Below are 23,672 nucleotides of genomic sequence, written 5' to 3' on the forward strand. Positions count from 1 at the left end.
AAAAAGCCCGGCGTTCGCGCCGGGCTTTGTGTTTTATTGGGCGGTTTTATCAAACTTGCCCAGCACTTCGCGTTCATACGCCAGCGCTTTTTTGCGGTCGAACTTATGCTCCCACTTGGCGATAACCAGCACCGCCAGCGCATTCCCCACCACGTTCAGCGCGGTACGCGCCATGTCGAGGATACGGTCGACGCCGGCGATAAAGGCGAGGCCTTCCAGCGGGATCCCGACGCTACCCAGGGTTGCCAGCAGCACCACGAAGGAGACGCCCGGCACGCCAGCGATCCCTTTCGAGGTAACCATCAGAGTCAGCACCAGGGTGATCTCCTGCCAGATAGAGAGGTCGATACCGTACAGCTGGGCGATAAAGATCGCCGCGATGCTCTGATACAGCGTTGAGCCATCGAGGTTAAAGGAATAACCGGTCGGCACCACAAAGCTGGTGATCGACGCCGGCGCGCCATAGGCTTCCATCTTCTCGATAATGCGCGGCAGCACGCTCTCCGAGCTGGCGGTGGAGTAGGCCAGAATCAGCTCATCTTTCAGGATACGGATCAGGATCCAGATGCTCAGACCACACAGACGCGCGACAATCCCCAGCACCACCAGCGCGAAGAACAGGATCGCGAAGTAAACCAGCAGTACCAGCTTGGCCAGCGGCCACAGCGAGGCGAAACCAAAGGTGGCGACGGTCACCGAAATCAGGGCGAACACCCCGATCGGCGCATAGCGCATCACCATGTGGGTGACTTTAAACATGGTTTCGGAGATGGAGCGGAAAACCGTCACCAACGGCTCACGGTGGGTCGCCGGCAGCGAGGAGAGCCCCAAACCAAACAGCACCGAGAAGAAGATAATCGGCAGCATATCGCCTTTCGCCATCGACGCCACGATGTTGGTCGGGACCAGCGACAGGATAGTGCCCATCAGGCCATGCGCATGGCTTTGCACCTCGGCAGTCGTGCTCTGATATTTCGAAATATCAACCGCCGCCAGCTGTGACATATCAATGCCGGTCCCCGGCTGGAAGACGTTGGCCAGGGTGATACCCAGCACGATCGCCACCGTGGTGATCACTTCGAAATAGATAATGGTTTTGGCGCCGATCCGGCCTAACTGCTTGGCATCGCCCACGCCGGCAATCCCGACCACCAGGGTCGAAATGACAATCGGGACCACGATCATTTTAATCAGATGGATAAAGATATCGCCCGCCGGCGTCAGCAAATTGCTAATCAACCAATCGCGACTTTCGGCGTGGTAATGCAGATAACTGCCCAGAAGGATACCCAGCACCAGGGCTAGCAAGATTTGCCAGGCCAGACTGACTTTTTTCGTTTTCTTCACTACTGACTTCCTCAATGAAAGGCACCATTCCTTTTCGTCATGGTACCCACTGCAGGGGGTATGAATTGTGTTGCGTTGCTTTGTGGGGTTATTTAACGCGCAATATCAGTATCATTTGCACGGCATGCTGCGCAAGCCTTTAAGAATAGGGCTTTCTTCTGGTTTTCTGCATAAAGTCACGAATTTCCCCCAGTTACAATGCATAAGTATTTGTAATAAAAAATATTTCACACCTTCCGTTTCTATAAATTCATTTACGTAATTATTTCACTTCAAAGTTTCATTTGATGAAATTTCACTCAGTTGAATCATTGCGTGATCTGCCCCCCAATTAACAAACAAAGCTGTCAAAACCCCTACTCTTAACGTTTGTTTGACATATATTTAACAAGTTCAAAGGAGAAAAAAAGCCATGAGCCAAATACACAAACACCCTATTCCCGCTAATATCGCGGAACGTTGCCTGATTAACCCGGAACAGTACAAGGCGCAGTACCAACAATCCATAACCGACCCTGATACATTTTGGGGCGAGCAGGGCAAGATCCTTGACTGGATACGCCCCTATACCCGCGTGAAGAACACCTCTTTCGCGCCGGGTAATATTTCCATCAAATGGTATGAAGATGGCACCCTGAACCTCGCCGCCAACTGCCTCGACCGCCATCTCGCCGAGCGCGGCGATCAAACCGCCATCATCTGGGAAGGCGACGACGCCAGCCAGAGCAAGCACATCACCTACCGTGAACTGCATGCAGACGTGTGCCGCTTCGCCAATGCGCTGCTCGACCTTGGGATTAAAAAAGGCGATGTGGTCGCCATTTATATGCCGATGGTGCCGGAAGCCGCGGTGGCGATGCTGGCCTGCGCCCGCATCGGCGCCATCCACTCAGTGATTTTCGGCGGCTTCTCGCCGGAGGCGGTGGCCGGACGCATTATCGACTCCAGCTCGCGCCTGGTGATCACCGCTGACGAAGGGCTGCGCGCTGGTCGCGCCATCCCGCTGAAGAAAAATGTTGATGACGCGCTGAAAAACCCGAACGTCAACAGTATTGAGCATGTCGTGGTCCTGAAACGTACCGGCGGCAAAATCGACTGGCAGGAAGGCCGCGACCTGTGGTGGAGCGACCTGATGGCGAACGCCAGCGCCGAGCACCGGCCCGTCGAGATGAACGCCGAAGATCCGCTGTTCATCCTCTATACCTCCGGCTCCACCGGCAAACCGAAAGGGGTGCTGCACACCACCGGCGGCTATCTGGTCTACGCGGCCACCACCTTTAAATACGTTTTCGACTACCATCCGGGCGATATTTACTGGTGCACCGCCGATGTGGGCTGGGTCACCGGCCACAGCTATCTGCTGTATGGTCCGCTGGCCTGCGGCGCCACCACCCTGATGTTCGAAGGGGTACCGAACTGGCCAACCCCGGCGCGTATGTGCCAGGTCGTCGATAAGCATAAGGTCAGCATTCTCTATACCGCCCCGACGGCTATCCGCGCCCTGATGGCGGAAGGCGACAAAGCGATCGAAGGCACAGACCGTTCCTCGCTGCGCATTCTCGGCTCGGTCGGCGAACCGATTAACCCGGAAGCCTGGGAGTGGTACTGGAAGAAGATCGGTAACGAGAAGTGCCCGGTGATGGACACCTGGTGGCAGACCGAAACCGGCGGCTTTATGATCACCCCGCTGCCGGGCGCAATCGAGCTGAAGGCCGGCTCCGCGACGCGTCCGTTCTTCGGCGTCCAGCCGGTGCTGGTGGATAACGAAGGCCTGCCGCTGGATGGCGCCACCGAGGGCAATCTTGCCATCGCCGACTCCTGGCCCGGCCAGGCGCGTACCCTGTTCGGTGACCATGAGCGCTTTGAGCAAACCTACTTCTCCACCTTCAAAAATATGTACTTTAGCGGCGATGGCGCGCGTCGCGATGAAGATGGTTACTACTGGATCACTGGCCGCGTGGATGACGTGCTGAACGTCTCCGGCCACCGTCTGGGTACCGCGGAAATTGAATCCGCGCTGGTGTCGCACCCGAAAATCGCTGAAGCGGCGGTGGTGGGGATCCCGCACAACATCAAAGGCCAGGCCATCTACGCCTACGTGACGCTCAATCACGGCGAAGAACCAACGCCGGAGCTGTATGCCGAAGTGCGTAACTGGGTGCGCAAAGAGATCGGCCCGCTGGCGACGCCGGATGTGCTGCACTGGACCGATTCGCTACCGAAAACCCGCTCGGGCAAAATCATGCGTCGCATTCTGCGTAAGATTGCCGCGGGCGACACCAGCAACCTCGGCGATACCTCGACGCTCGCCGATCCTGGCGTCGTGGAAAAACTGCTCGAAGAGAAGCAGGCCATAACGATGCCATCGTAAGCAAGGACCGATTCCCTACACCCTCTCCCCCGCCGGGGAGAGGATAAAAATAAGTCCCTCCCCCAGGATTCCACTCGCAGGAACGCCGTCAGCAAACCGTATCCCGGCGCCATCGCCGGAGGGGTTGCTGTCGCCAGCGTCCGCTGAGTGGATGACGAAAGGGAGACCTCTGGAGACGCTAAGATGAATGAACAACTTTGTCAGCGGATAGAAAATAGTGCGCATTTCAGGGAGTTAGTTGCATCACGGCAACGGTTTGCCGCCATTCTGTCAGTGATTATGTTAGTGATCTACGTGGGCTTTATTTTGCTTATCGCCTTCGCGCCCGGCTGGCTCGGCACTCCGCTGCACGCCGGTACCAGCGTCACCCGCGGGATCCCGCTCGGCATTGGCGTGATCGTCATTTCGTTTATCCTGACCGGTATTTATGTCTGGCGGGCCAATGGTGAATTCGACCGTTTGACCAAGAGCGTTCTCAACGAGGTAAAAGCATGATCAAGAGAGTCCTGACGGCGCTCGCCGCCACGCTGCTGCCCCTCGGCGCTCACGCGGCAGACGCCATTACCGGCGCGGTACAGCGCCAGCCGACCAACTGGCAGGCGATTGTCATGTTCCTGATTTTCGTCGCCCTGACGCTTTACATCACCTACTGGGCCTCAAAACGGGTACGTTCGCGCAGCGATTATTATACCGCCGGCGGCAATATTACTGGCTTCCAGAACGGGCTGGCGATTGCCGGCGACTTTATGTCGGCAGCGTCGTTCCTCGGTATTTCCGCGCTGGTGTATACCTCAGGCTACGACGGCCTGATCTACTCGCTGGGCTTTCTCGTCGGCTGGCCGATTATCCTGTTTCTGATTGCCGAACGACTGCGCAACCTTGGCCGCTATACCTTTGCTGACGTCGCTTCATACCGCCTGAAGCAGGGGCCGATCCGCACCCTCTCCGCCTGCGGATCGCTGGTGGTGGTGGCGCTGTATCTGATCGCGCAGATGGTGGGCGCCGGCAAGCTGATCCAGCTGCTGTTCGGCCTCAATTACCATGTCGCCGTGGTGCTGGTTGGCGTGCTGATGGTGCTCTATGTCCTGTTCGGCGGCATGCTGGCAACCACCTGGGTGCAGATTATTAAAGCGGTTCTGCTGCTGTGCGGCGCCAGCTTTATGGCCTTTATGGTCATGAAGCACGTCGGCTTCAGCTTCAATAACCTGTTTACCGAGGCGATGGCCGTCCATCCGAAAGGGGCGGCGATTATGAGCCCCGGCGGACTGGTGAAAGATCCGATATCAGCGCTCTCTCTGGGTCTGGGTCTGATGTTCGGTACCGCCGGCCTGCCGCATATTCTGATGCGCTTCTTTACCGTGAGTGATGCCAAAGAAGCGCGTAAAAGCGTCTTCTACGCCACCGGTTTTATGGGCTATTTCTATATCCTGACCTTTATTATCGGCTTCGGCGCCATCATGCTGGTGGGCGCGAACCCGGCGTTTAAAGACGCGGCCGGACAGCTTATCGGCGGCAATAACATGGCGGCGGTGCATCTGGCGGATGCGGTGGGGGGCAATCTGTTCCTCGGCTTTATCTCCGCGGTCGCTTTCGCCACTATCCTGGCGGTGGTGGCTGGCCTGACGCTCGCCGGCGCCTCAGCGGTGTCGCACGACCTGTACGCCAACGTCTTCCGCAAGGGCGCGACCGAGCGTCAGGAGCTGAAGGTCTCCAAGATCACCGTGCTGATCCTCGGGGTGGTGGCCATTCTGCTGGGTATTCTGTTTGAAAATCAGAACATCGCTTTCATGGTCGGCCTGGCCTTCTCCATTGCCGCCAGCTGTAACTTCCCGATTATTCTGCTGTCGATGTACTGGTCGAAGCTGACCACCCGCGGCGCGATGGTCGGCGGCTGGCTGGGCCTGCTGACTGCGGTCATTCTGATGATCCTCGGCCCGACCATTTGGGTGCAGATCCTCGGCCATGAGAAAGCGCTGTTCCCGTATGAATATCCGGCGCTGTTCTCCATCGCCATCGCGTTCATCGGTATCTGGGTCTTCTCCGCCACCGATAACTCACCGGAAGGGATGCGCGAGCGCGAGCAGTTCCGCGCCCAGTTTATCCGTTCACAAACCGGGATCGGTATCGAACGCGGCCAGGCGCATTAATCGTTCTCTCCCCTTCCCCGGCGCCGTCCGGAGAAGGGGCTCATCCCCGACCTCTTAGTTATAGGTTAAGGTGATCACCCCGGTGGCGTTTGCCGAACCCGCGGTCACCGCGCTCCCCGTCTTGTAATAGTTAGTGGATAAGGCAAGCGTCTGCATGGCCGCGGCCCCGCCTGGGCTGTCGGGGTTGGTGAAATAGCTATAGCTGGCGTCCGCGCCGCTGTTGGTCACCGTCGTGCGGCTCGAAGTATAGAGGCTGATATCGGTATTTAACGGCAGCGCTTCGCCATCCATATTCAACTGAACTCCCACCCCGGTGGCAACATTCTCCTCTGCCGTTAAGGCTATCACCGTGTTGCCAGGGTTATCCCCACTCGCTTGCGCCGCCGCCACACGCATCGAAACGTTGGTTCCCGGCTCGCAGGCAAGGGTCAGGGACTGCCGCGCGTTCCCCACCTTCGTCGCGGTGTTGAACTCGCTGGCATTGATGCTGCCCATGGCAAAACTGAGATTATTGCTACCGACAATACACCCCATCGGGATCATCTGGATGCTGGTGGTGCCGCTGATGTGCAGCCGGGAAATGGAGAGCGTCGCCTTACTATCCTTCGCCGAAACCGTAGCCACCGGATCGCTGAACGATAATTGACTGTTGCTGGCGATAGCGCCGCCGGTGGCCACCAGCTGCAGCTGATATGCCGGGGTGTAATGGGTCGAGGCATAATAATCAAACAGGCCGGTGGGCTTACCGAGATAGTAATTCACATCGCCGATATAATGCACCTGCGAGTCGGGGCTGAAATCATCGGTATCACCGTCATATTCACCGCTGATATTGAGCCACACCTTGACGCGGAGGCCAATCCCCTGCACCGAGGTGGCATAGATATTATCCCCTATCAGCGCCCCGGCATTGTTCGAGGACCAGGCAAACACCGCGTAGGTGCTTCCCTCGCAGTTAATCAGCTCCGTTTGCGCGCGGGTAATTTTCCCCGAGTCATACAGCACGGTGCCCGCGGTGTAGCTCCCGGCGTTGACCAGAATCTTTTCCGGCAAGTTAGTCATCGAGACATCGCCATAGTTGGTTCCCGTGCAGGCCGCCCAGCTATAGAGGGGACACAGTACCAGCATGAACAAGAAGATCAGTTTTTTCATACCCATCCCTGTCGAAACGTTATTTGTAAGCCACATCGAACGTGGCGGTAAAGCCGACAATCCCCGGCCTTACCTGGCCATAGGGCGAAAACATGCGTGCTACCATATTGAAGATATGGACGTCGGCACGGTCACCAAAGGTATAAAGATACTGGTCGCCAGGCCCGAGGGGCTGCTGATCGGCAAGAGTGAGAAGTTGCATACCGACGCCGCTGGCCCCGTCGCTGCCTGTGCGGAAGTTTTTATAAACCGAGGTGTAAGTGTTATCGAATTTTGCTCCGCTAAATGCGATGGTTACCGCCGACGCATCGGCGGAACAACTGGAAAAGACCAGCTTAACCGGCACGCTGGCGCCGCTCGACCCGGCATTTCCGGAGAACGTCTGCGAGGAGACGGTGCCTAAATCGATACTGTTCGACGGTTCCACGGCCACCTCGCAGGAAGGCGCTTCGATGGTGCCCGTGACGTTAAAATTGACCGTGCTGCTGCCTTCATAAGCCAGCGCCGGAAGGGAGAGCAGCAAAAGGCTGGCCACCAGGATGCCCCTTGTGCTGCCGTCTCGCATATTCATATCAGCCCCTTCTTCCATGTTGAAAACCTGCATCCATTACCGGCATTCGGCCTGATAGAACAGAATATCGTCGCCAAGAGCCATGCTGGAGAAGTCGTAATGAACGGTGCACTGCTCACTGCTTTTCTCCCCCCAGCGCGCTAACAGCTGGCCTTTTTTCTGCAGCCCCGTGAGATACACCTGCCCCTCATCGCCGACAATATTGCTGCGCGCCGCGCTGGCGCGATCATTATCAAGGGTCACCAGCGCGCCGAAAGGCACCACACCGTTGCGAGTACGCAGGGTGAGCATCGCCTTATAGCCAATTCGGGTGTCATACTGCACTTTGACGATTGCATTGCGCGTTGGGACCACCGTTCTGGCGACGTTATCCACCTCGGCGCCAGCCATCTGCTGTTCATCCAGCGCCAGGCTGTTGCGATGGTAAGGGCGAACATACGGTACGACGGCATACCCGGCGGCATCCGTCGTCACGTTGGTCTGGCCCTGCACCCGCACATCGCTGACGCCGGGCGTTTCGATCAGTGCAGCACTCTCACCCAGAAAGCGCGACAGCGTGAGCCCGCCCGCGTGAGCAACCATGCCGCCGCGCAGCGAATAATTGTAGTGATTGCTGTAGTGGTCGTAGCCATAGCCGCCGGCGACATCGCCTTTTGCTCCCTGATAATTGACGCTGAGGTTGCCGGAGGTGCTCTTATCCTGGGTGTTGTAACCCTCCTGGAGGCTCCAGTTGAGAGAGCGATCCTCGAACGCCGAGCCATTGAGCCCCACGCTGTGCGTGGTGTCGTTATACCGACCATGGTTCAAGGTGTAATTCGCCGAGAGCGTCTCGCCAAGCGGGATGCTTAGCGTCAGGGAGACGATGGTATCGCTGGCCGGCCGGTTATTGCCGCTGTCATCGGTGCTTTGCACATTGCGGTTATAGGAATAGTTAATAAAGTAGGAGGCCCTGCCAATCGACCCGCTATAGCCCACGCCTACCGACTCCATGCGCGAGCTGTCCCAATAGGTTTCATTGACCAGCGAAAGCGAGAGCGAACCATAGCCGAACAGCGTCTGCGACAGCGAAGCGTCAAACCGGCCTTTCGTTCTGCCGCTCTGCGTACAGCAGTCGCGCTGCGTGGAGGCGTTATCGACAAAATCCTGAAACGAATAGTATCCCGCGGTGGAGTAGCGATAGCCGGCCACGGAAAAGCTGGTGCCCGTCTGCAGAAAGCTTTTGCTGAAGCGGACGCGATACGATTGCCCCTGTTCTTTGCGGGTTGACGAGGCCGTATCGCTGGTTTTCACGTCGGCCCACGACTGAGAGCCGTCAAACGACAGCGCGCCGATGGTGCCAAGGTTAAAGCCAGCGCCTAACAGCAGGTTGGTGTATTTATCTTCCGCCTGCTGAAAGCCGGTATAGAGAGTAAAGTTACTGGTGGCGCCATAGGCCAGGGAAGACTGAATAAAGTTGTATTCTTTATCGTCGGAGCTGCCTGAGCGCGTCCTGCCGCTGCTCAGCGCATAGTCCAGCTGGCCCTCGCGCTGCAGGACCGCCAGCGAGGCAAAAGGCACCACAAAGTTTTGCTCGCTGCCGTCAGACTCTTTAACGGTGACGTACAGATCGCCGGCGCTGCCGGTGGCATACAGATCGTTAATCTCAAAGGCGCCGGGAGCGACGGTGGTTTTATAAATGCTGTAACCATTCTGATAAACCGAGACCTCCGCGGTGGTGCGCGCGATCCCTCGAATCGTCGGCGCAAAACCATGCAGGCTATCCGGCAGCATCTCTTTGTCCGAACTGAGCTGCAGACCGGTAAAGCTCACACTGTCGAAGATGCCGGAAGAGGTATAGGTATTACCGACCACCAGCTGACTGCGCAGGGTATGAATATCGCGGGCAAGGTACGAGTAAACCGACTCCCAGCGGCTGCTGTTGTCGCTGTGGCTATAGGTGCTGTAGTTGCGCAGACGCCATGGCCCCAGATTCACCCCAGGCTGCAAGCTAACAAACTGGCTGTCTACGGTCGCGCCATTATGCCGCGGCGCATTGCGCTGCCCGGTGACACTATAGTTGAGAAGACCGGCGTTGATCCCCTGCTGCCACTGGCTCTCCGGTATATAGTCTCTTGGGCGATTCAGCATCGCGGCCTGCGGAACGGTAAAATCGATTCGCTGTTGGGCAAGAGACACCGAAAATGTCATCCCGGGGATCGCCGACAGCCGGGCGCAGGTTTCCCCTGCCGCGAACAGCTGGGGATAGGCGGTGGTATTAATCAACCACGAATTCAGATACTCCGCGGAAAGACAGGGAGAAGCGGTCGCGCCTGCGTCATGGCCAGTTTCCTGAAAGGTCAGCGATTCTGAACTGACGTATTTATCATTGATGTAAACATCCAGATGATAGGTGCCCGGCGGTACGCCATCTTGCGAAAAATAGGACAGATCCACCGAAGCCGCAGGATCCTCGGCGACTTCGAGTAAATTCGGGTTGAAATATTCACCGGCCTCAGCGCGAGAAGACAAGGTACTCAGGCACAAAACAATAGCGACGCAGATACTTTTGGTTGAAAACAGTAGCTCAACGCTACTGAATGATAGCGGTATATTTCTTCCCTGACATACCATAATCATTAATCACGCTCCATGTGATCTCTTTTTTCCCTGTCGCGGACAAGGTACTCTGCACGGGTATTTTTAAAGTAGAAAATGGGGCAGCAAACCATGCGCCAGAAATATTTTTCCCGTTAAGGCTAACCTGGGAAAAATTCATATACAGCGGTGAGTTATTTTTTACCGTCACCGAGTCCCCCGCTTTTCCCCACTGTAATTTTTCGGCATACGATTCCGGTGTATTGCCTTTTAACGCGGCAGGTCGATAAATCAATTTTATTTTCGAGTTGATGGCAAACTGCACCACATTTTTATCCGGGACATATTCCGTTGCCGGGATCCCTTTGATATTGAGCCAAAACATCGACTCGCGATCGTCGGGTAATTTTTTTCCTGAGCGGACAACGCGCACGAATCCTTTCTCTCCGGCTTTGAGACGGAACAGCGGCGGCGTAATAATAAACGCGTCTTTGGCTGGCGACGCGGCATCCACCACCGAGAGCCAGGACTGGACGATATTGCTGCTCTGATCTTTATTCTCAACCGTGATGACGGCGTTGTTTTTCGCACCATCAAACACCAGACGCGTGCCGCCCACGACCACGCTGGCTTGCGCAATAGAGGAAGACAGCAAAAAACCGACCACAAAAAAAGGATATCTCATACGTTTAATTAAAGGGGAATAGCAGACGATTCCCCTTTCTCCATTCAACAAAACGCCGAATTAATAATAAGTCACGTTATAAGTCACAGTTGTCTGAACGGTACCTTTCGTCGGATCGGTATCACCCGACTTCACCATTTTAACGGTGAATGGAATGGTTGCGGCACCGGAAGAAATATCGACATCCGAACCCTCTTCATTATTCTTCATCACCTTACCCGCTTCGTCGAAAAGGGCCACAGCAACACCGGTTGCCGGCTCATCAGTCGCCTGGTTTTTAAAATAATCGCTGTTCGCGGTATCGGAAACACCGCCAAAAGTGACGCGAGCGATGCTGTTGCCACCGTCTTCCGCGGTCGGGCAATCGGCTAAGCTAAAGGAGAAGTTCTTGGCAGCGCCGAAGGTATACGCTTTCAGATCCGCCACTGAGGTGGTGCCCATATCAATAGCCGTTACGCCGCCGTCAATGGTCGCCGTACAGGTCGTATCGGAAACAACTCCATTAAAAGTAATGGTGTTATCGGCCTGAGCAACGGTAGACAGCACGCTGCAGGCAGAGAAAATCAGGGCACCCGCCAGAATTTTTTTACTCATCTTCATATTTATTCCCATATCCATTATAAACGACAATCAGTCCGTCAATTGTTTTATGCAGATATATTAGAGAATGAATTTGCATCCGCGCGGCGTCACATACACATTTACGTGACATATGATTTATGATAATTAATATTATACATAAATAAACGACCAGCATTTGAATCCATTCAATAATACAAGCCCGCGTAAAAAGAATAACGAACAGAGGGTAAAATCTCAATTATTAATGTAAAAATTGATTTTTAAACAAATCGCCTTAAAAAATGAGAAAAATAAGATGAAGTTCCTTTGAAATCATAGCGATACAAACTTATAAAATTCTTAGAGATAATAAAAAGCCTATACATCATTCGCAATATAATTAGATCACTATTGATTATGAAATATTTAGTTACAAAGAGAGGATGGTAATAAGAATTGCCTTAATCTTTTCTGATGACCAATAACCGGCATAAACAAAAAGGGGCGAAAATAGTTCACAACTATTCCGCCCCTCAATATTTCATAACAACCGGTTACACGAGAACGCTAAAACAGCAGCCAGCGCACTAACGGCGCCGCCAGCACCACCACTACGCCAGACAGCATCATCACCAGGCTGGCCACCACGCCCTCCTGCTGGCCCAGCTCATAGGAGCGCGCCGTCCCGGCACCATGGGAAGCCGCGCCGAACCCGGCTCCTTTCGCCATCCCTTCCCGGATAGCCAGGCGTAAAAACAGCATATCCCCCACCGCCATGCCAAAGACGCCGGTGATCACCACAAACAGCGCCACCAGATCGGGCTGACCACCGAGCGGTTTCGCCGCCGCCAGCGCAAAGGGCGTGGTCACCGAGCGCACCGCCAGGCTGCGCTGGATTTCATCAGACAACATCAATCCGCGCGCCAGCCATACGGAGCTGGTCACCGCCACCACCACCGCCGTTACCACCCCGGCGCTGAGCGACATCCAGTGGCGTTTGATCACCGCGACATTTTCATAGACCGGGACGGCAAAGGCGATGGTGGCGGGGCCCAGCAGCCACAGCAGCCAGTGGGTCTCTCCCATATAGCTCTGATAAGAGATATGGCCCAGCACCAGGATCAGCACCAGCAGGATCGGCGTGAACACCAGCGGCATCAGCGGCAGTTTATGAAAACGGCGATACAGTCTTTTATTGGCGTAATAGAGACCCAGCGTCGCCACCAGACACAGGACGCTCAGCATGACATCACTCATTTTTTAGCCGGCTCACTTCGTAACGGTAGACCCTGTCGACGACCCAGGCCGTCGCGCCGAGCACCATCAGCGTGCTTAAGGCAATCACCAGGAAAATCCGCCAGCCATCAACCATCAGCAGTTGGGTATAATTGACCACCGCGACCACCGCCGGGACGAAAAACAGCAGCATCTCCGCCAGCAACCAGCGGGCGCCGGCGCGAACCCAGTTCAAGGGGATCACCCGGCAGACGATCAGCAGCAGGAGCATCACCATACCGACCAGGTTAGCCGGCAGGGGTACCTGCCACCTGTTCACCAGATATTGCGCAAAAATAAATAACCCGACATAAAGAAGCACCTGCAGCGGGATTTGAAGACGCTGCGCCACGGCGGGGGCAACGCGAGCTGGCGCGAAGGCCATGAGCGATATTCCTGAAAAAAAGAAGTCAGGCGTGCAGTATAGAGAGCCGCCGAAGCGGACAGAAATGAATTAAAATCATCGCAGGTATAGTCTCAGGGAATAATTATGGATATCCGAACGCTGCGCTATTTCGTTGAAGTGGTTCGTCAGCAGAGTTTTACTCGCGCGGCGGAAAAGCTGTTCGTCACACAGCCTACCATCAGCAAGATGCTCAAAAATCTCGAAGATGAACTGAACTGCACGCTGTTGATCCGCGATGGCCGTAAATTGCTGCTCACCGATACCGGGCGCGTCGTTTTTGAACGCGGCCAGGCGATCCTTGGCGAGTTCAGCCAGCTGGAGTCAGAACTGAGCGATATCAACCACCTGCATAAAGGGGTGCTGCGGCTTGGCATTCCGCCGATGGTCGGAATGCTGATGGCGGAGCCGATCAGCCGCTTCCGCGAGCGCTACCCGGGCGTCGAGCTGAAAATCGCCGAGTTTGGCGGCCTGACGGTCCAGCAGGCGGTCAGCAACGGCGAGCTCGATATGGCGATGACCGCCCTGCCCATCGAAGAGGGTAGCCACCTCACCACCCTGCCGTTGTTCAACCACCCGCTGTGCGTCCTGACGCCAAGAACCGCGCCGTGGGAGGGCGTGACCTCGCTCTCGCCGGCCGAGCTGGCGGCGTATCCGCTGGTCATCTACAACGAAGAATTTGCCCTCAGCCAGCAGCTGATGCGCCTGTTTACCGAGCATGACGTAAAGCCGCGTATCGCGGTGCGCAGCGGCCAGTGGGATTTTCTCGCCGCGATGGTGCAGGCCGGCATTGGCGTGGCGATCCTGCCCGAGCCGATTTGCCAGCGTCTCGACCCGCAGAACTTTTGCTGGATCCCATTGCAAAGCGAGCTGCGCTGGGAGCTGGGGATGATTTGGCGGGAGGGCGTGTATATGTCGCGCAGCGCTGAGGCCTGGCTGGCGTGCAGTAAAGCGTTCTGGCTGGAATAATTCCCTGGTGACAACGCATTTCACAGAGGAATGGGTAGCCCGGGTCAGGCGCTTGCGCCGCTGCCCGGGTTTCCCCCGGTCGCGCTAACGCTTACCGGGGCGACACATTGGCTGCAGTCTCGCCAGTAGCCCGAATAAGCGTCGCGCTATCCGGATTACAGGTTATTGATCTTCGATTAACAGCGCTTCCAGCAGGTCGAGATCGTGCAGCAGCTTCTGCAGCGTCTCGTTACTGATCTGCCGGGTGGCGCGCAGATGATACAGCTCTCCGCGTTCAGAGCGCAGCGCCGCCAGGCGGAAGCGGCGCTCCAGGCTCTCTTCGAGCATAGAGGTCTCCACGTCGTTACGACCATCGACGCGCCGGCGCAGGTTACCGATCACCCGCGAACTGACTTCGGTCAGCAGCTGGTTATCGATATTCTCTTTGGTATCCGCCGCCAGCCGCTCTTCCATCTTCTGGATCGCCACAATCGCCACGTCTGCCGTCGCTGCGCGCGCCAGTCGTTCCTCTTTCCGCTGCTGCACGTTGTCACTGGATTCAATGTGGCGCAGCAGGATCGGCAGCGCTATCACCCCGACGAACAGCGAGAACAGGATCACCCCGGCGGCGAGGAAAATCAGCTCATAGCGCGCCGGGAAAACATTCCCGTCCGGCAGCAGCAGCGGAATCGAGAGCACACCGGCGAGGGTAATCGCCCCGCGCACCCCGGCCACAGAGGAGATCAGCAGCTCGCGGGTGGTCCAGGAGCCAAACTCCATCGGTTTCTTCTTCAGGAAGCGCTGACTAAGCTTACGCATCGACCACAGCCAGCCAAAACGCACCAGCATCAGCGCGGCATAGATCAGGATGATGTCGGTAAACAGCATCCAGGTCTCGACGTTGGGGTCAGCTTCCGCCGCCACCAGCGAGCTGGAGAGGATATCCGGCAGCTGCAGGCCCAACAGCAGGAAGACCATGCCGTTGAAGACAAACTCCAGCATCGCCCAGGTGCTGTTGGCGCGCAGGCGCATGGCCAACGGCGCGGTACGCATCACGCCGGAACGGGTGATGGTCATCCCCGCCGCCACCGCCGCCAGGATGCCGGAGACACCGATATGTTCGGCAATCAGATAGGAGGCAAACGGCAGCAGGAACAGCAGGACAATCTGCGTGGCGGGTTCATCCCCACCCCAGCGGCTGAGGAAGCGCATCGAGCGGCCATACGACCAGCTCACCACAAACCCGGCCAGCACGCCGCCGATCGCCACCTTCAGAAACTCTACGGTCGCGCCGCCAACGGTGAAGACCATAGTGCCCATCGCCACCGCGACGGCAAACTTGAGCGAAACCAGACCAGAGGCGTCGTTCATTAACGCCTCCCCCTGCAGAATGCCCATGATTTTTTTCGGTATCCGCCCTTCCCCGACGATGCCGGAGAGCGCCACGGCATCGGTCGGCGAGAGTACGGCCGCCAGCGCGAACGCCGGGATCAGCGGAATGCCAGGCACAATCCAGTAGATCAGAAAGCCGATGCCGACCACCGTCACGACGACCAGCGCCAGCGCCAGACCAAGGATCTCCCGCCCGTGTTCAATAAACTCACGGGTCGGCGTTTTCCAGCCGTCGGCGAACAGCAGCGGCGGGATAAACAGGACCAGAAACAGTTCTGGATCAAATTCAACGTGCAAACCGAAGGTCGGCCATGCCAGAAGCGCGCCAATGGCGATTTGCATCAGTGGGAGTGGAACCTGAAAGGGCAGTACACGCGTCACTACCCCGGACAGTGAGACCACAAGGGTCATGATGAGGATGGTAAAGAATATTTCCATGTGTTCCCTGTTTGCTGCGTTTTCTTTTATACCTGTGAGGCGTCGTGCCTGTGAATCATACGCTACCCAGATTAACGCAAATGGAAACAGGATGTGGCTTAAAAATAAAACGGGCGGCCTGAGCCGCCCGTGAGGAGCACGAAGGGTTTAAATCGCCCAACCGCCGGCGTAAAACGCCACCAGCGCCACGGCGATAATTACCGTACCGAGGTTCAGCTTGCGCCACTCGCCGGAGACCAGACGGCCAATCACCAGGGTAGCGAAACCGATCATGATGCCGGTCACGATGTTACAGGTCAGCACGATAAACACCGCGGTGATCAGGCCAGCCATCGCGTCAACGAAGTCGTTGAAATCGATTTTTGCCACGTTGCTCAGCATCAGCAGGCCGACGTACATCAGCGCCGGCGCGGTCGCGTAGGCCGGTACCAGATAAGAGAGCGGGGAGAGGAACAGGATCAGCAGGAACAGGACACCGACCGTCACCGCGGTCAGACCGGTTTTACCGCCGGCCGCGGTACCCGCCGCCGATTCGATATACACCGCCGCTGGCGCCGCGCCAACTAAACCTGAGAAGACGCTGCTCAGGGAGTCGGTGGTCAACGCTTTACCGCCGTTGATGATCTGTCCATCTTTGTCCAGCAGGTTTGCCTGGCCGGCCACCGCGCGGATAGTACCGGTGGCGTCAAAGACCGCCGTCATCACCAGCGCCAGCACGCTGGGCAGCACGACCGGGTTCAGCGCGCCGATGATGTCGAGGCTGCCGATCAGCGAGTTGCCTTTATCATCGCTCAGGGATGGCATGGCGAAAATACCGGAGAAATGGACGTTCGGATCGAAAATCAGGCCCACAATCGACACGCCAATAATGGTCAGCAGAATGCCGCCCGGCACCTTCATTTTTTCCAGACCAATGATCACCGCGAGGCCAATCAGCGACATCACCACTGGGAAACTGGCAAATTTGCCCAGCGCCACCGGCAGACCGTCCAGCGGATTTTTGATCACCAGACCAACGCCGTTAGCGGCGATCAGCAGCAGGAACAGGCCAATCCCGATCCCGGTACCATGCGCCACGCCCTGCGGCAGGTTGCGCAAGATCCAGCTGCGGATGCCGGTCGCGGAAATCACCGTAAACAGGACACCCATCAGGAATACCGCGCCGAGGGCCACCGGAATACTGATCTGCTGCCCCAGCACCAGGCTGAAGGCGGTGAAGGCGGTCAACGAAATGGCGCAGCCGATAGCCATCGGCAGATTTGCCCATAACCCCATCACCAGCGAGCCAACGCCCGCCACCAGACAGGTCGAGACAAACACCGCGGCCGGCGGGAAGCCCGCTTTACCGAGCATGCCCGGCACCACGATGACGGAGTAAACCATCGCCAGAAAGGTAGTAAGACCTGCAACAATCTCCTGACGCACGGTGCTACCGCGCGCCGAAATTTTAAACCAGGCGTCTAATGAACCGCCGGTACGCGCTGAAGGCGTAGACATAGAAAACTTCCCCTGAAAATTTTTATTGTTCGTTGATATGCGTGGTGGACCCTCCACTGCCAGTTAAACGCGATCTCCTTGTACCGAATCGCAGCGCCAGGGGGGCTGCAAAAAAGCAAACGTTTAACTCCGCGCATACACTACGGTGTGTCAACCTTTTCTCCTCCCCCTGGATAGCAGAAAAAAGAGGGAGCAAAACAGAAAGGCAAACGATTATCCGGCCTTTAGATAACCCTTTTCAACCGATGTTTATCGTATTTCGCTAAATTTCGCTTATGACGAGCAGAAAATAACCAGACGATGCGCAAACGTTATCGTCTATGCGCAATCCGCTAACAAATTTTTAGTGAGTTGCTTTCATTTGTCGGCGTCATCGGATCCGCTGATACCTCAGGCGCCGGGTAAGGAAAAGGGGCCGCCGCGCTCGATGGCCCGCTGCCAGGCCGGACGCTGCTCCACCCGCTGTCGCCAGGCCTCGATATGGACAAGGTCATGCACGCCACCGCGCGCCAACAGCGCCATCACCGGGAAGCTCATCTGGATATCGGCCATACTCAGTCGCTCGCCGGCAAACCATGGCCGAGTGGCAAGATGGTCGTCAATAAACCGCGCATGGGTGGCCAGCTGGGGATCCAGCCACGCTTTCTGAATGCCCTTGCCCAGCAGGGCGCCCAGCGAGCGGACGCCAAAGGGCACAGGGGGTTTACCCAGGCTGGCGAACACCAGCTTCATTAACAGCAGCGGCATCAGCGAGCCTTCGGCATAGTGCAGCCAGAAGCGGTACTGCAGTTTGTCCTCTATCGCCTGCGGCTTCAGCAGCCCGCCGCTGTCCCAGGTCTCCTGCAAATACTCGAGAATGGCCCCGGACTCCGCCAGCACATAGCCGTTGTCTTCCAGCACCGGCGATTTCCCCAACGGATGGACTTTCTTCAGCGCCGCCGGCGCCAGCATCGACTTTTCCCGCTGATAGCGGACTATCTGATAAGGCAGCTGCAGCTCTTCCAGTGCCCACAGTACGCGTTGCGATCGTGATTGATTAAGATGGTGTACCGTCAGCATGGGCCTCTCCCGTGGTTTGTTCAAATTAACTATAGGAACAGGCGCTCATTGCCGGGAAAATTTCGGCAAAATAGTAAGGAAAAAATGGCAGCAGCTGCCATAGTTAAAGTGTCGACGCAAACCGGAACCTCCATCAACAGATTGCGCAATACTGAGGGACGTCGATGTCGGGGGAAACCCTCTCGTGAACCAGCGAGATAATGCGAAAGACAAAGACCGGAAAACAACTAAAGCGCCCAGTTGTGGCGCTTTAGTTTTATTATTCCTCTTCCAGCAGCCGGGCGCCGGTCCCCTCTTCCCCCAGCTTATCGCCCGGGTTGCGCAGCGGGCAGTCGCGCCGTGATAAACAGCCGCAGCCGATACAGCCGTCGAGCTGGTCGCGCAACGCCGTCAGGGTATGAATACGCCGGTCCAGCTCCTCACGCCACTGCGATGACAGCATCTTCCACTCTTTTGCGCTGAGGTTGTGCCCTTCCGGCAGTACGCCAAACGCGTCGCCGATGGTCGCCAGCGGGATGCCGATGCGTTGCGCAATTTTGATAATCGCCACCGCGCGCAGGACATCGCGCCGGTAGCGCCGCTGGTTGCCGGCATTCCGCTGGCTATGGATCAGGCCTTTACTCTCATAAAAATGGAGAGCCGAGACCGCCACGCCGGTTCGTTTTGCCACTTCCCCGGGCGTCAGCAGCATTTTGATGCGGGGTGATTTCTTTTCCATAAAGCGCTTTACCTCAAGTTAACTTGAGGAATTATACTCGCCCGCAGACAAAACGACGAATCGAGAATTGAGAGAGGCCGCTTTATGTCCCATCAGGATATTATTCAAACACTGATTGAATGGATTGATGAACATATCGATCAACCACTTAACATTGATATAGTCGCCAGAAAGTCAGGATACTCGAAATGGTATCTGCAGCGGATGTTCCGTACCGTAATGCATCAGACGCTGGGTGATTATATTCGTCAGCGCCGCCTGCTGCTGGCGGCGGAAGCGTTGCGAACCACTCAGCGACCTATCTTTGATATCGCGATGGATCTGGGCTACGTCTCGCAGCAAACCTTCTCCCGGGTGTTCCGTCGCGAGTTCGACCGCACTCCCAGCGACTACCGCCATCAGATCTCCGCGTGACGCGGCGGCTGAGGCCTGCTTATGGGCGTGGGAGCATTCGCTAACCACTGCATAAACTCCCGCGCCGGCATGGCTTTCGCAAACAGCCAGCCCTGACAAAATTGCACGCCGCGCTTGTAGAGCCAGCTTACCTGCTCCGGGGTCTCCACCCCTTCCGCGATAGTTTTTAAACGCAGCCCGCGCGCCATCTCGATGATGTGCTCAGCGATCAGATGGCTGGTGTTGTTGGTGGTCAGCGTATCAACGAAGGTTTTATCGATTTTGAGGATATCGACATTCAGCGCGTGCAGATTATGCAGATTCGAGTAGCCGGTACCAAAATCATCGATCGCAATCTCATAGCCTGCTTCGCGGAACGCCTGGATCACCGGCGTCGTTTTCGCCACGTCGATAAACCCGCGCTCGGTCACTTCGATTTTGATCTGTCCGATGCAGACCGCATAGCTGTGCGCTTTCTCACTGATCTGGGAAATCAGCCGCGCCGAGTGGAAATCGGACGCAGAGAGATTGATCGCCACATACAGCTGCGGATGGCTGGCAAGAAACTCACCCATTTCATAAAACAACTCGTCCACCACGTAGTCCGTGATCTGGGCAATCATGCCTTCATTTTCCGCCAGCGGGATAAACTCCGCCGGGTTCATCACCGGGCCATCAAACCCCGGCCATCGCAGTAGCGCCTCCGCCCCGACGCAGCGGTTATTTTTAATATCGATAATCGGCTGGTAGTGCAGCCGCAGCTGGCGGCAGCTCAGAGCCCGCTGTAGCATATTGCGCGGCGAGTGATACTGGCGGCGGGTTCGTGTCCACACCAGCACCAGTAAAATACTGCAAATGATCCCCAGCGGCAGCGTCAGGCTCGCCTGGTCACAGAAGTTGTGATAGTAGCTGGCCCGGGAGGTGGACATGATGACCGCGATCGGCCGGATAGCGGAGCGAGCTATCGTATACACCCGACCATTCTGATTAAAAAAAGCATCGCCTTCGCGAATTAACGCCTGGAGTTCGGCGGGCTCAACATTATTACTCAGCGAGAAAAAGAGGTTGGTTTTAGTATCGAAAACGCCATAGGCTAAATCGCGGTCGCTGGCAATTACCGAGCTGAACGAGTAGGGGTTGACCACCACCACATAGGGCCCCTTCTGCATATAATTCATGGCAAAGCCCGGGTAAAACGGCGTATCCCGATAGTAGTAAATCGCCACATCCGGCTTTTTGGTGTAATTCGCCGCGGGCATCCGCCAGCCGGTCTCGGGATGAGCGGACGTTGAACAGATAAAGCGCTGACCGTTGGCGTAGATCAGATCTTCTACATACAGCAGACCGCGAACAATATGCAGTAAATAACGCTGGTGCTCCGCTGAGCATAGCTCACCACGATACTGGCTGGCTTTGAACCGCGCCTGATCCGCTTCCCGGATGACCATTTCTGTTTTTTGCAGCGCCAGCTGCGAAAATGAGTGCAATTGATCAATGGTTTCGGCTTTGGCCCGCAGCTGGGCAAACCACAATGCCAACATCACCGGCAATAAAATAACCAGCCCCATTCCGACAAGTCTGAGCGCCTTATGCGGCGCACTGTCAGCCATTTACGCTTTCATCCATGCGATATGCCTTAATTAAGGTAGCCCGAACACGTTAGCAATCGCGACTGCGATAGACATCAGCAGATATCTGTCAGCCCTTCAGGGCGTCAGCTTTTCAGCTGGTGGTGTTGAATAATACTTATTTATCAGGTATTCGAAAGATATTCTCGTCAGATTAAGAATAGACGCGCATCTGACTCGGTTTCTCCGTGTAATAAACAGGAACTGGTAATAAAACCCGCAGAATAATAATCATTAGCAAGAGAATGAAAATAAGATAATCGGGTTTTGCTTACCTATATCCACACAAAATCAAAGCTTATTAAGCGCAGCGAAAGCTCATTTTTTGGCTGGCGAATAAAGCACCAAGTGTGATATAGTTCACACAAGTTGATGAAACAGAAATGACGTTTCATCACTCTCTAGTTTGCCAGTCGAGACCAGAGCGCTATGCCATCGTCAGTCGCGCCAGGTCATCCATGGCTCCCCGACTTTCTTTGAGGATAGGTTAATGGCTTCCATTACTACCAGTGTCGTTTTGTTGCGCTGGCCCCTGGTGAGCGCGGTACTGATGTTTCTCGCCAGCTCGTTGAATATCCAGTTACGGAAAAGCGATTATGCCGGTCTGGCAGTGATCTGCAGCTGCCTCGGCCTTGCCGCCGCCTGCTGGTTCGCCACCGGTTTGCTGGGCATCACCCTGATCGATATCGCAAAAATCTGGGGTAATATCAAAGATGTGATGATTGAGGTCATGAGTCAGACGCCGCCAGAATGGCCAATGATGATGACCTGAGGTTAAAAAGCTTCCCACCGGGAAGCTTTTTCGTTTTCTACGGTCCTTACTTCCCCAGTTTCGCCATCATCTCCGGGCGCATAAATTTATGGATCACCACCATAAAGAGCAGCGATGGCACCAGCAAAATCAGCGCCGTAATCGACGAGACCTGATAGTTACCCGACATGCTGGCGTTATAGAGCAGTAGCGGCAGCGTGGTGATATCCGGCGCGCCGACAAAGAAGGTGCCGGTAAACTCATCCAGCGACTCCAGAAAAACGAAGATGCTGGCGGCAACGATCCCCGGCGCCGCCTGCGGCAGCACAATGTGCCAGAAGGTATACACCGGTCCGGCGCCAAGGTTACGCGACGCCCGCGCCAGCAGCGGGTCGATGGATGAGAAGGCTGCCACACAGATCCACACCGAATACATCAGGCCGTGGACGCTATGCACCAGCACCACCCCCGCGATACTGCCGTTCAATCCCCACTGATAAAACAATCGGGCAACATTCATGTATACCGTCAAGTTGGGAAAGGCCTGCGGGATGAGAAACAGCAGCATAAACAGCACCCGCAGCGGCATTTTCCGCCGGGAAAGCGCATAGCCGGCGGGGACGGAAATCAGCAAACAGACCCCCACCGATAACAGGGCGATCAACACGCTGGTTAACAGCGAACCGGACACATCGCTGTATGGATTGAAAACCTGATACCAGTACTTCAACCCCCACTGACTGGGCAGCGAATGGGGAAAATACCAGCTTTCCGCTACGGTCCAGATCAACAGGTTCAGCAACGGGCCAAACATCGCCAGCAGCATAAACAGCAGCAGCAGGGTCTGCAGCGCCAGGCTGGCGCGCACTTTACGGCGCCCTTTTATCCACCATGACGGGGATGAGGCGAGAGTCAGCGCTTTCATGATTCCCCTCCTTTTTGCTGCAGGCTGTGGCGCAGGTAAAACCACGACAGCGCGCCGCAGATCGCCAGCGACACCACACCCAGCGCATTCGCCACCGCGTAATCGCCATAGGAATTCACGCGAAACGCCATATCCACCGTCAGCATCGTCGGCGTTCCGACGCCGATCATCAACGGTACCGACAGCACCGACATCATGGTCACCGTCGACAGCACCAGCGCCACGCCGATGGTCGGCAGGACCTGCGGCAGCATGATATCGAACAGGATCCGCGGCCGGGAGGCGCCAAGGTTACGCGCAGCAAGGATCTGCGACGACTCCAGCGCCGCCATCGCCCCGCAGATCAGCAGCGTGGCAAAGGCCAGTTGCTTCCAGACAAAGGTGATCACTATCCCTTTCCATCCCAGCCAGGAGAGCGTCTCCAGCGGTGTGACCAGGTCGGCCGCCACCAGCGCATTGTTCATCAGGCCATTTTTGGCGAGAAAAGTGCGCATCATCTGGGCGACGACAATAAACGGAATAAACAGCGGTAAGCGATACAAAAAACCCAGCAGACGAACAACGGGTCGGCACGGTGACAGCGCAATCACTGCCGACAGAGTAATGGCGATCAGCGCTAACAGCGCCACTGAGACCAGTACGATAATCAGCGAAAAGAGCACATCACTAGCGTAAAGCGCATAGACCTTGCGGAAGTGATCGAGCGTGAACGGCTGTCCCGGCGCGGTAAACGCCGAGACCAGCGAAAACCCCAGCGGATACAAAAACAGGATCGCGATCATCAGCGCCGCCGGAGCAACCAGCAGCAGATATTTTAATGAACTGGACATAATGCAC

The 23,672-nt window shown here is 56.1% G+C and carries 21 protein-coding genes and 1 pseudogene; 6 read left to right on the forward strand and 16 right to left on the reverse strand.

Features of this window, described 5'->3' with window-relative positions; all coding sequences use genetic code 11:
* Nucleotides 1-33: 33 nt before the first annotated feature.
* Nucleotides 34-1,347 (reverse strand): glutamate/aspartate:proton symporter GltP, encoded by a 1,314-nt coding sequence (gene gltP / locus AC3EMD_RS25605; RefSeq protein ID WP_012543161.1) that lies wholly within the window; start codon nucleotides 1,345-1,347, stop codon nucleotides 34-36.
* 111 nt (nucleotides 1,348-1,458) lie between these two features.
* Nucleotides 1,459-1,659, reverse strand: a pseudogene (locus tag AC3EMD_RS25610) (hypothetical protein).
* 100 nt (nucleotides 1,660-1,759) lie between these two features.
* Here AC3EMD_RS25610 and acs point away from each other — a divergent pair.
* From acs to actP, 3 genes are all read left to right on the forward strand, one after another.
* Nucleotides 1,760-3,718, forward strand: coding sequence for an acetate--CoA ligase (gene acs / locus AC3EMD_RS25615; RefSeq protein ID WP_012543163.1), 1,959 nt, complete (start codon nucleotides 1,760-1,762; stop codon nucleotides 3,716-3,718).
* A 183-nt stretch (nucleotides 3,719-3,901) separates the two neighbouring features.
* The gene (locus AC3EMD_RS25620) at nucleotides 3,902-4,213 is read left to right on the forward strand and encodes a DUF485 domain-containing protein (protein ID WP_004177812.1); all 312 of its coding nucleotides are present in this window, start codon (nucleotides 3,902-3,904) and stop codon (nucleotides 4,211-4,213) included.
* Entirely contained in the window at nucleotides 4,213-5,865 is a 1,653-nt protein-coding gene (gene actP, locus AC3EMD_RS25625) for a cation/acetate symporter ActP (protein WP_024623073.1), read from the forward strand. The genes AC3EMD_RS25620 and actP overlap by 1 nt, the downstream gene beginning before the upstream one ends.
* A gap of 54 nt (nucleotides 5,866-5,919) precedes the next feature.
* Here actP and AC3EMD_RS25630 read toward each other — a convergent pair whose 3' ends face one another.
* From AC3EMD_RS25630 to AC3EMD_RS25660, 7 genes are all read right to left on the reverse strand, one after another.
* Nucleotides 5,920-7,017: a type 1 fimbrial protein gene (locus tag AC3EMD_RS25630; protein ID WP_023296901.1), complete on the reverse strand. Its 1,098-nt coding sequence runs from the start codon at nucleotides 7,015-7,017 to the stop codon at nucleotides 5,920-5,922.
* A 19-nt stretch (nucleotides 7,018-7,036) separates the two neighbouring features.
* A complete protein-coding gene (locus tag AC3EMD_RS25635; protein ID WP_044613841.1) occupies nucleotides 7,037-7,588 on the reverse strand; it encodes a fimbrial protein in 552 nt (183 codons plus the stop codon).
* Nucleotides 7,589-7,624: 36 nt separating this feature from the next.
* Nucleotides 7,625-10,204, reverse strand: coding sequence for a fimbria/pilus outer membrane usher protein (locus tag AC3EMD_RS25640; protein ID WP_302073838.1), 2,580 nt, complete (start codon nucleotides 10,202-10,204; stop codon nucleotides 7,625-7,627).
* Nucleotides 10,158-10,847, reverse strand: coding sequence for a fimbrial assembly chaperone (locus AC3EMD_RS25645; protein WP_032691118.1), 690 nt, complete (start codon nucleotides 10,845-10,847; stop codon nucleotides 10,158-10,160). The genes AC3EMD_RS25640 and AC3EMD_RS25645 overlap by 47 nt, the downstream gene beginning before the upstream one ends.
* Nucleotides 10,848-10,907: 60 nt before the next feature.
* Entirely contained in the window at nucleotides 10,908-11,465 is a 558-nt protein-coding gene (locus tag AC3EMD_RS25650) for a fimbrial protein (protein WP_074442684.1), read from the reverse strand.
* 510 nt (nucleotides 11,466-11,975) lie between these two features.
* Complete coding sequence (locus tag AC3EMD_RS25655; protein WP_008807269.1) at nucleotides 11,976-12,665, reverse strand: LrgB family protein; 690 nt, start codon at nucleotides 12,663-12,665, stop codon at nucleotides 11,976-11,978.
* The gene (locus AC3EMD_RS25660) at nucleotides 12,658-13,068 is read right to left on the reverse strand and encodes a CidA/LrgA family protein (RefSeq protein WP_224230294.1); all 411 of its coding nucleotides are present in this window, start codon (nucleotides 13,066-13,068) and stop codon (nucleotides 12,658-12,660) included. The genes AC3EMD_RS25655 and AC3EMD_RS25660 overlap by 8 nt, the downstream gene beginning before the upstream one ends.
* A 105-nt stretch (nucleotides 13,069-13,173) precedes the next feature.
* Between AC3EMD_RS25660 and AC3EMD_RS25665 the strand changes: the two genes are divergently transcribed.
* Nucleotides 13,174-14,055 (forward strand): LysR family transcriptional regulator, encoded by an 882-nt coding sequence (locus tag AC3EMD_RS25665; RefSeq protein WP_008807271.1) that lies wholly within the window; start codon nucleotides 13,174-13,176, stop codon nucleotides 14,053-14,055.
* A 162-nt stretch (nucleotides 14,056-14,217) separates the two neighbouring features.
* On the opposite strand, the gene AC3EMD_RS25670 is transcribed toward AC3EMD_RS25665, so the two are convergent.
* From AC3EMD_RS25670 to soxR, 4 genes are all read right to left on the reverse strand, one after another.
* Entirely contained in the window at nucleotides 14,218-15,864 is a 1,647-nt protein-coding gene (locus tag AC3EMD_RS25670; RefSeq protein ID WP_012543172.1) for a Na+/H+ antiporter, read from the reverse strand.
* Nucleotides 15,865-16,011: 147 nt separating this feature from the next.
* The gene (locus AC3EMD_RS25675) at nucleotides 16,012-17,361 is read right to left on the reverse strand and encodes an NCS2 family permease (protein ID WP_008807272.1); all 1,350 of its coding nucleotides are present in this window, start codon (nucleotides 17,359-17,361) and stop codon (nucleotides 16,012-16,014) included.
* Between the two features lie 390 nt (nucleotides 17,362-17,751).
* The gene (locus AC3EMD_RS25680; RefSeq protein ID WP_012543173.1) at nucleotides 17,752-18,420 is read right to left on the reverse strand and encodes a glutathione S-transferase family protein; all 669 of its coding nucleotides are present in this window, start codon (nucleotides 18,418-18,420) and stop codon (nucleotides 17,752-17,754) included.
* A gap of 259 nt (nucleotides 18,421-18,679) precedes the next feature.
* The gene (soxR, locus tag AC3EMD_RS25685) at nucleotides 18,680-19,138 is read right to left on the reverse strand and encodes a redox-sensitive transcriptional activator SoxR (RefSeq protein ID WP_004206331.1); all 459 of its coding nucleotides are present in this window, start codon (nucleotides 19,136-19,138) and stop codon (nucleotides 18,680-18,682) included.
* An 84-nt stretch (nucleotides 19,139-19,222) separates the two neighbouring features.
* Here soxR and soxS point away from each other — a divergent pair, with 84 nt between their 5' ends.
* On the forward strand, nucleotides 19,223-19,552 hold the full coding sequence (gene soxS, locus AC3EMD_RS25690) for a superoxide response transcriptional regulator SoxS (RefSeq protein ID WP_004151738.1): 330 nt from the start codon (nucleotides 19,223-19,225) through the stop codon (nucleotides 19,550-19,552).
* Here the strand turns inward: soxS and AC3EMD_RS25695 are convergent.
* Nucleotides 19,537-21,141 (reverse strand): EAL domain-containing protein, encoded by a 1,605-nt coding sequence (locus AC3EMD_RS25695; protein ID WP_008807274.1) that lies wholly within the window; start codon nucleotides 21,139-21,141, stop codon nucleotides 19,537-19,539. The two genes, soxS and AC3EMD_RS25695, sit on opposite strands and share 16 nt — an antisense overlap.
* A 508-nt stretch (nucleotides 21,142-21,649) precedes the next feature.
* On the opposite strand from AC3EMD_RS25695, the gene AC3EMD_RS25700 reads away from it, so the two are divergent.
* Entirely contained in the window at nucleotides 21,650-21,931 is a 282-nt protein-coding gene (locus AC3EMD_RS25700) for a YjcB family protein (RefSeq protein ID WP_008807275.1), read from the forward strand.
* 46 nt (nucleotides 21,932-21,977) lie between these two features.
* Here AC3EMD_RS25700 and AC3EMD_RS25705 read toward each other — a convergent pair whose 3' ends face one another.
* Nucleotides 21,978-22,835, reverse strand: coding sequence for an ABC transporter permease (locus AC3EMD_RS25705; protein WP_008807276.1), 858 nt, complete (start codon nucleotides 22,833-22,835; stop codon nucleotides 21,978-21,980).
* The gene (locus tag AC3EMD_RS25710) at nucleotides 22,832-23,665 is read right to left on the reverse strand and encodes an ABC transporter permease (RefSeq protein ID WP_008807277.1); all 834 of its coding nucleotides are present in this window, start codon (nucleotides 23,663-23,665) and stop codon (nucleotides 22,832-22,834) included. The genes AC3EMD_RS25705 and AC3EMD_RS25710 overlap by 4 nt, the downstream gene beginning before the upstream one ends.
* Nucleotides 23,666-23,672: the final 7 nt, after the last annotated feature.

This window comes from Klebsiella sp. PK18 (genome assembly GCF_057784655.1).

Coding starts and splice junctions, on each gene's coding strand:
- acs (WP_012543163.1), top strand. CDS start 1,760: ATGAGCCAAATACACAAACACCCTATTCCCGCTAATATCGCGGAACGT.
- AC3EMD_RS25620 (WP_004177812.1), top strand. CDS start 3,902: ATGAATGAACAACTTTGTCAGCGGATAGAAAATAGTGCGCATTTCAGG.
- AC3EMD_RS25630 (WP_023296901.1), bottom strand. CDS start 7,017: ATGAAAAAACTGATCTTCTTGTTCATGCTGGTACTGTGTCCCCTCTAT.
- AC3EMD_RS25635 (WP_044613841.1), bottom strand. CDS start 7,588: ATGAATATGCGAGACGGCAGCACAAGGGGCATCCTGGTGGCCAGCCTT.
- AC3EMD_RS25640 (WP_302073838.1), bottom strand. CDS start 10,204: ATGATTATGGTATGTCAGGGAAGAAATATACCGCTATCATTCAGTAGC.
- AC3EMD_RS25645 (WP_032691118.1), bottom strand. CDS start 10,847: ATGAGATATCCTTTTTTTGTGGTCGGTTTTTTGCTGTCTTCCTCTATT.
- AC3EMD_RS25650 (WP_074442684.1), bottom strand. CDS start 11,465: ATGGATATGGGAATAAATATGAAGATGAGTAAAAAAATTCTGGCGGGT.
- AC3EMD_RS25655 (WP_008807269.1), bottom strand. CDS start 12,665: ATGAGTGATGTCATGCTGAGCGTCCTGTGTCTGGTGGCGACGCTGGGT.
- AC3EMD_RS25660 (WP_224230294.1), bottom strand. CDS start 13,068: ATGGCCTTCGCGCCAGCTCGCGTTGCCCCCGCCGTGGCGCAGCGTCTT.
- AC3EMD_RS25665 (WP_008807271.1), top strand. CDS start 13,174: ATGGATATCCGAACGCTGCGCTATTTCGTTGAAGTGGTTCGTCAGCAG.
- AC3EMD_RS25670 (WP_012543172.1), bottom strand. CDS start 15,864: ATGGAAATATTCTTTACCATCCTCATCATGACCCTTGTGGTCTCACTG.
- AC3EMD_RS25675 (WP_008807272.1), bottom strand. CDS start 17,361: ATGTCTACGCCTTCAGCGCGTACCGGCGGTTCATTAGACGCCTGGTTT.
- AC3EMD_RS25680 (WP_012543173.1), bottom strand. CDS start 18,420: ATGCTGACGGTACACCATCTTAATCAATCACGATCGCAACGCGTACTG.
- soxR (WP_004206331.1), bottom strand. CDS start 19,138: ATGGAAAAGAAATCACCCCGCATCAAAATGCTGCTGACGCCCGGGGAA.
- soxS (WP_004151738.1), top strand. CDS start 19,223: ATGTCCCATCAGGATATTATTCAAACACTGATTGAATGGATTGATGAA.
- AC3EMD_RS25695 (WP_008807274.1), bottom strand. CDS start 21,141: ATGGCTGACAGTGCGCCGCATAAGGCGCTCAGACTTGTCGGAATGGGG.
- AC3EMD_RS25700 (WP_008807275.1), top strand. CDS start 21,650: ATGGCTTCCATTACTACCAGTGTCGTTTTGTTGCGCTGGCCCCTGGTG.
- AC3EMD_RS25705 (WP_008807276.1), bottom strand. CDS start 22,835: ATGAAAGCGCTGACTCTCGCCTCATCCCCGTCATGGTGGATAAAAGGG.
- AC3EMD_RS25710 (WP_008807277.1), bottom strand. CDS start 23,665: ATGTCCAGTTCATTAAAATATCTGCTGCTGGTTGCTCCGGCGGCGCTG.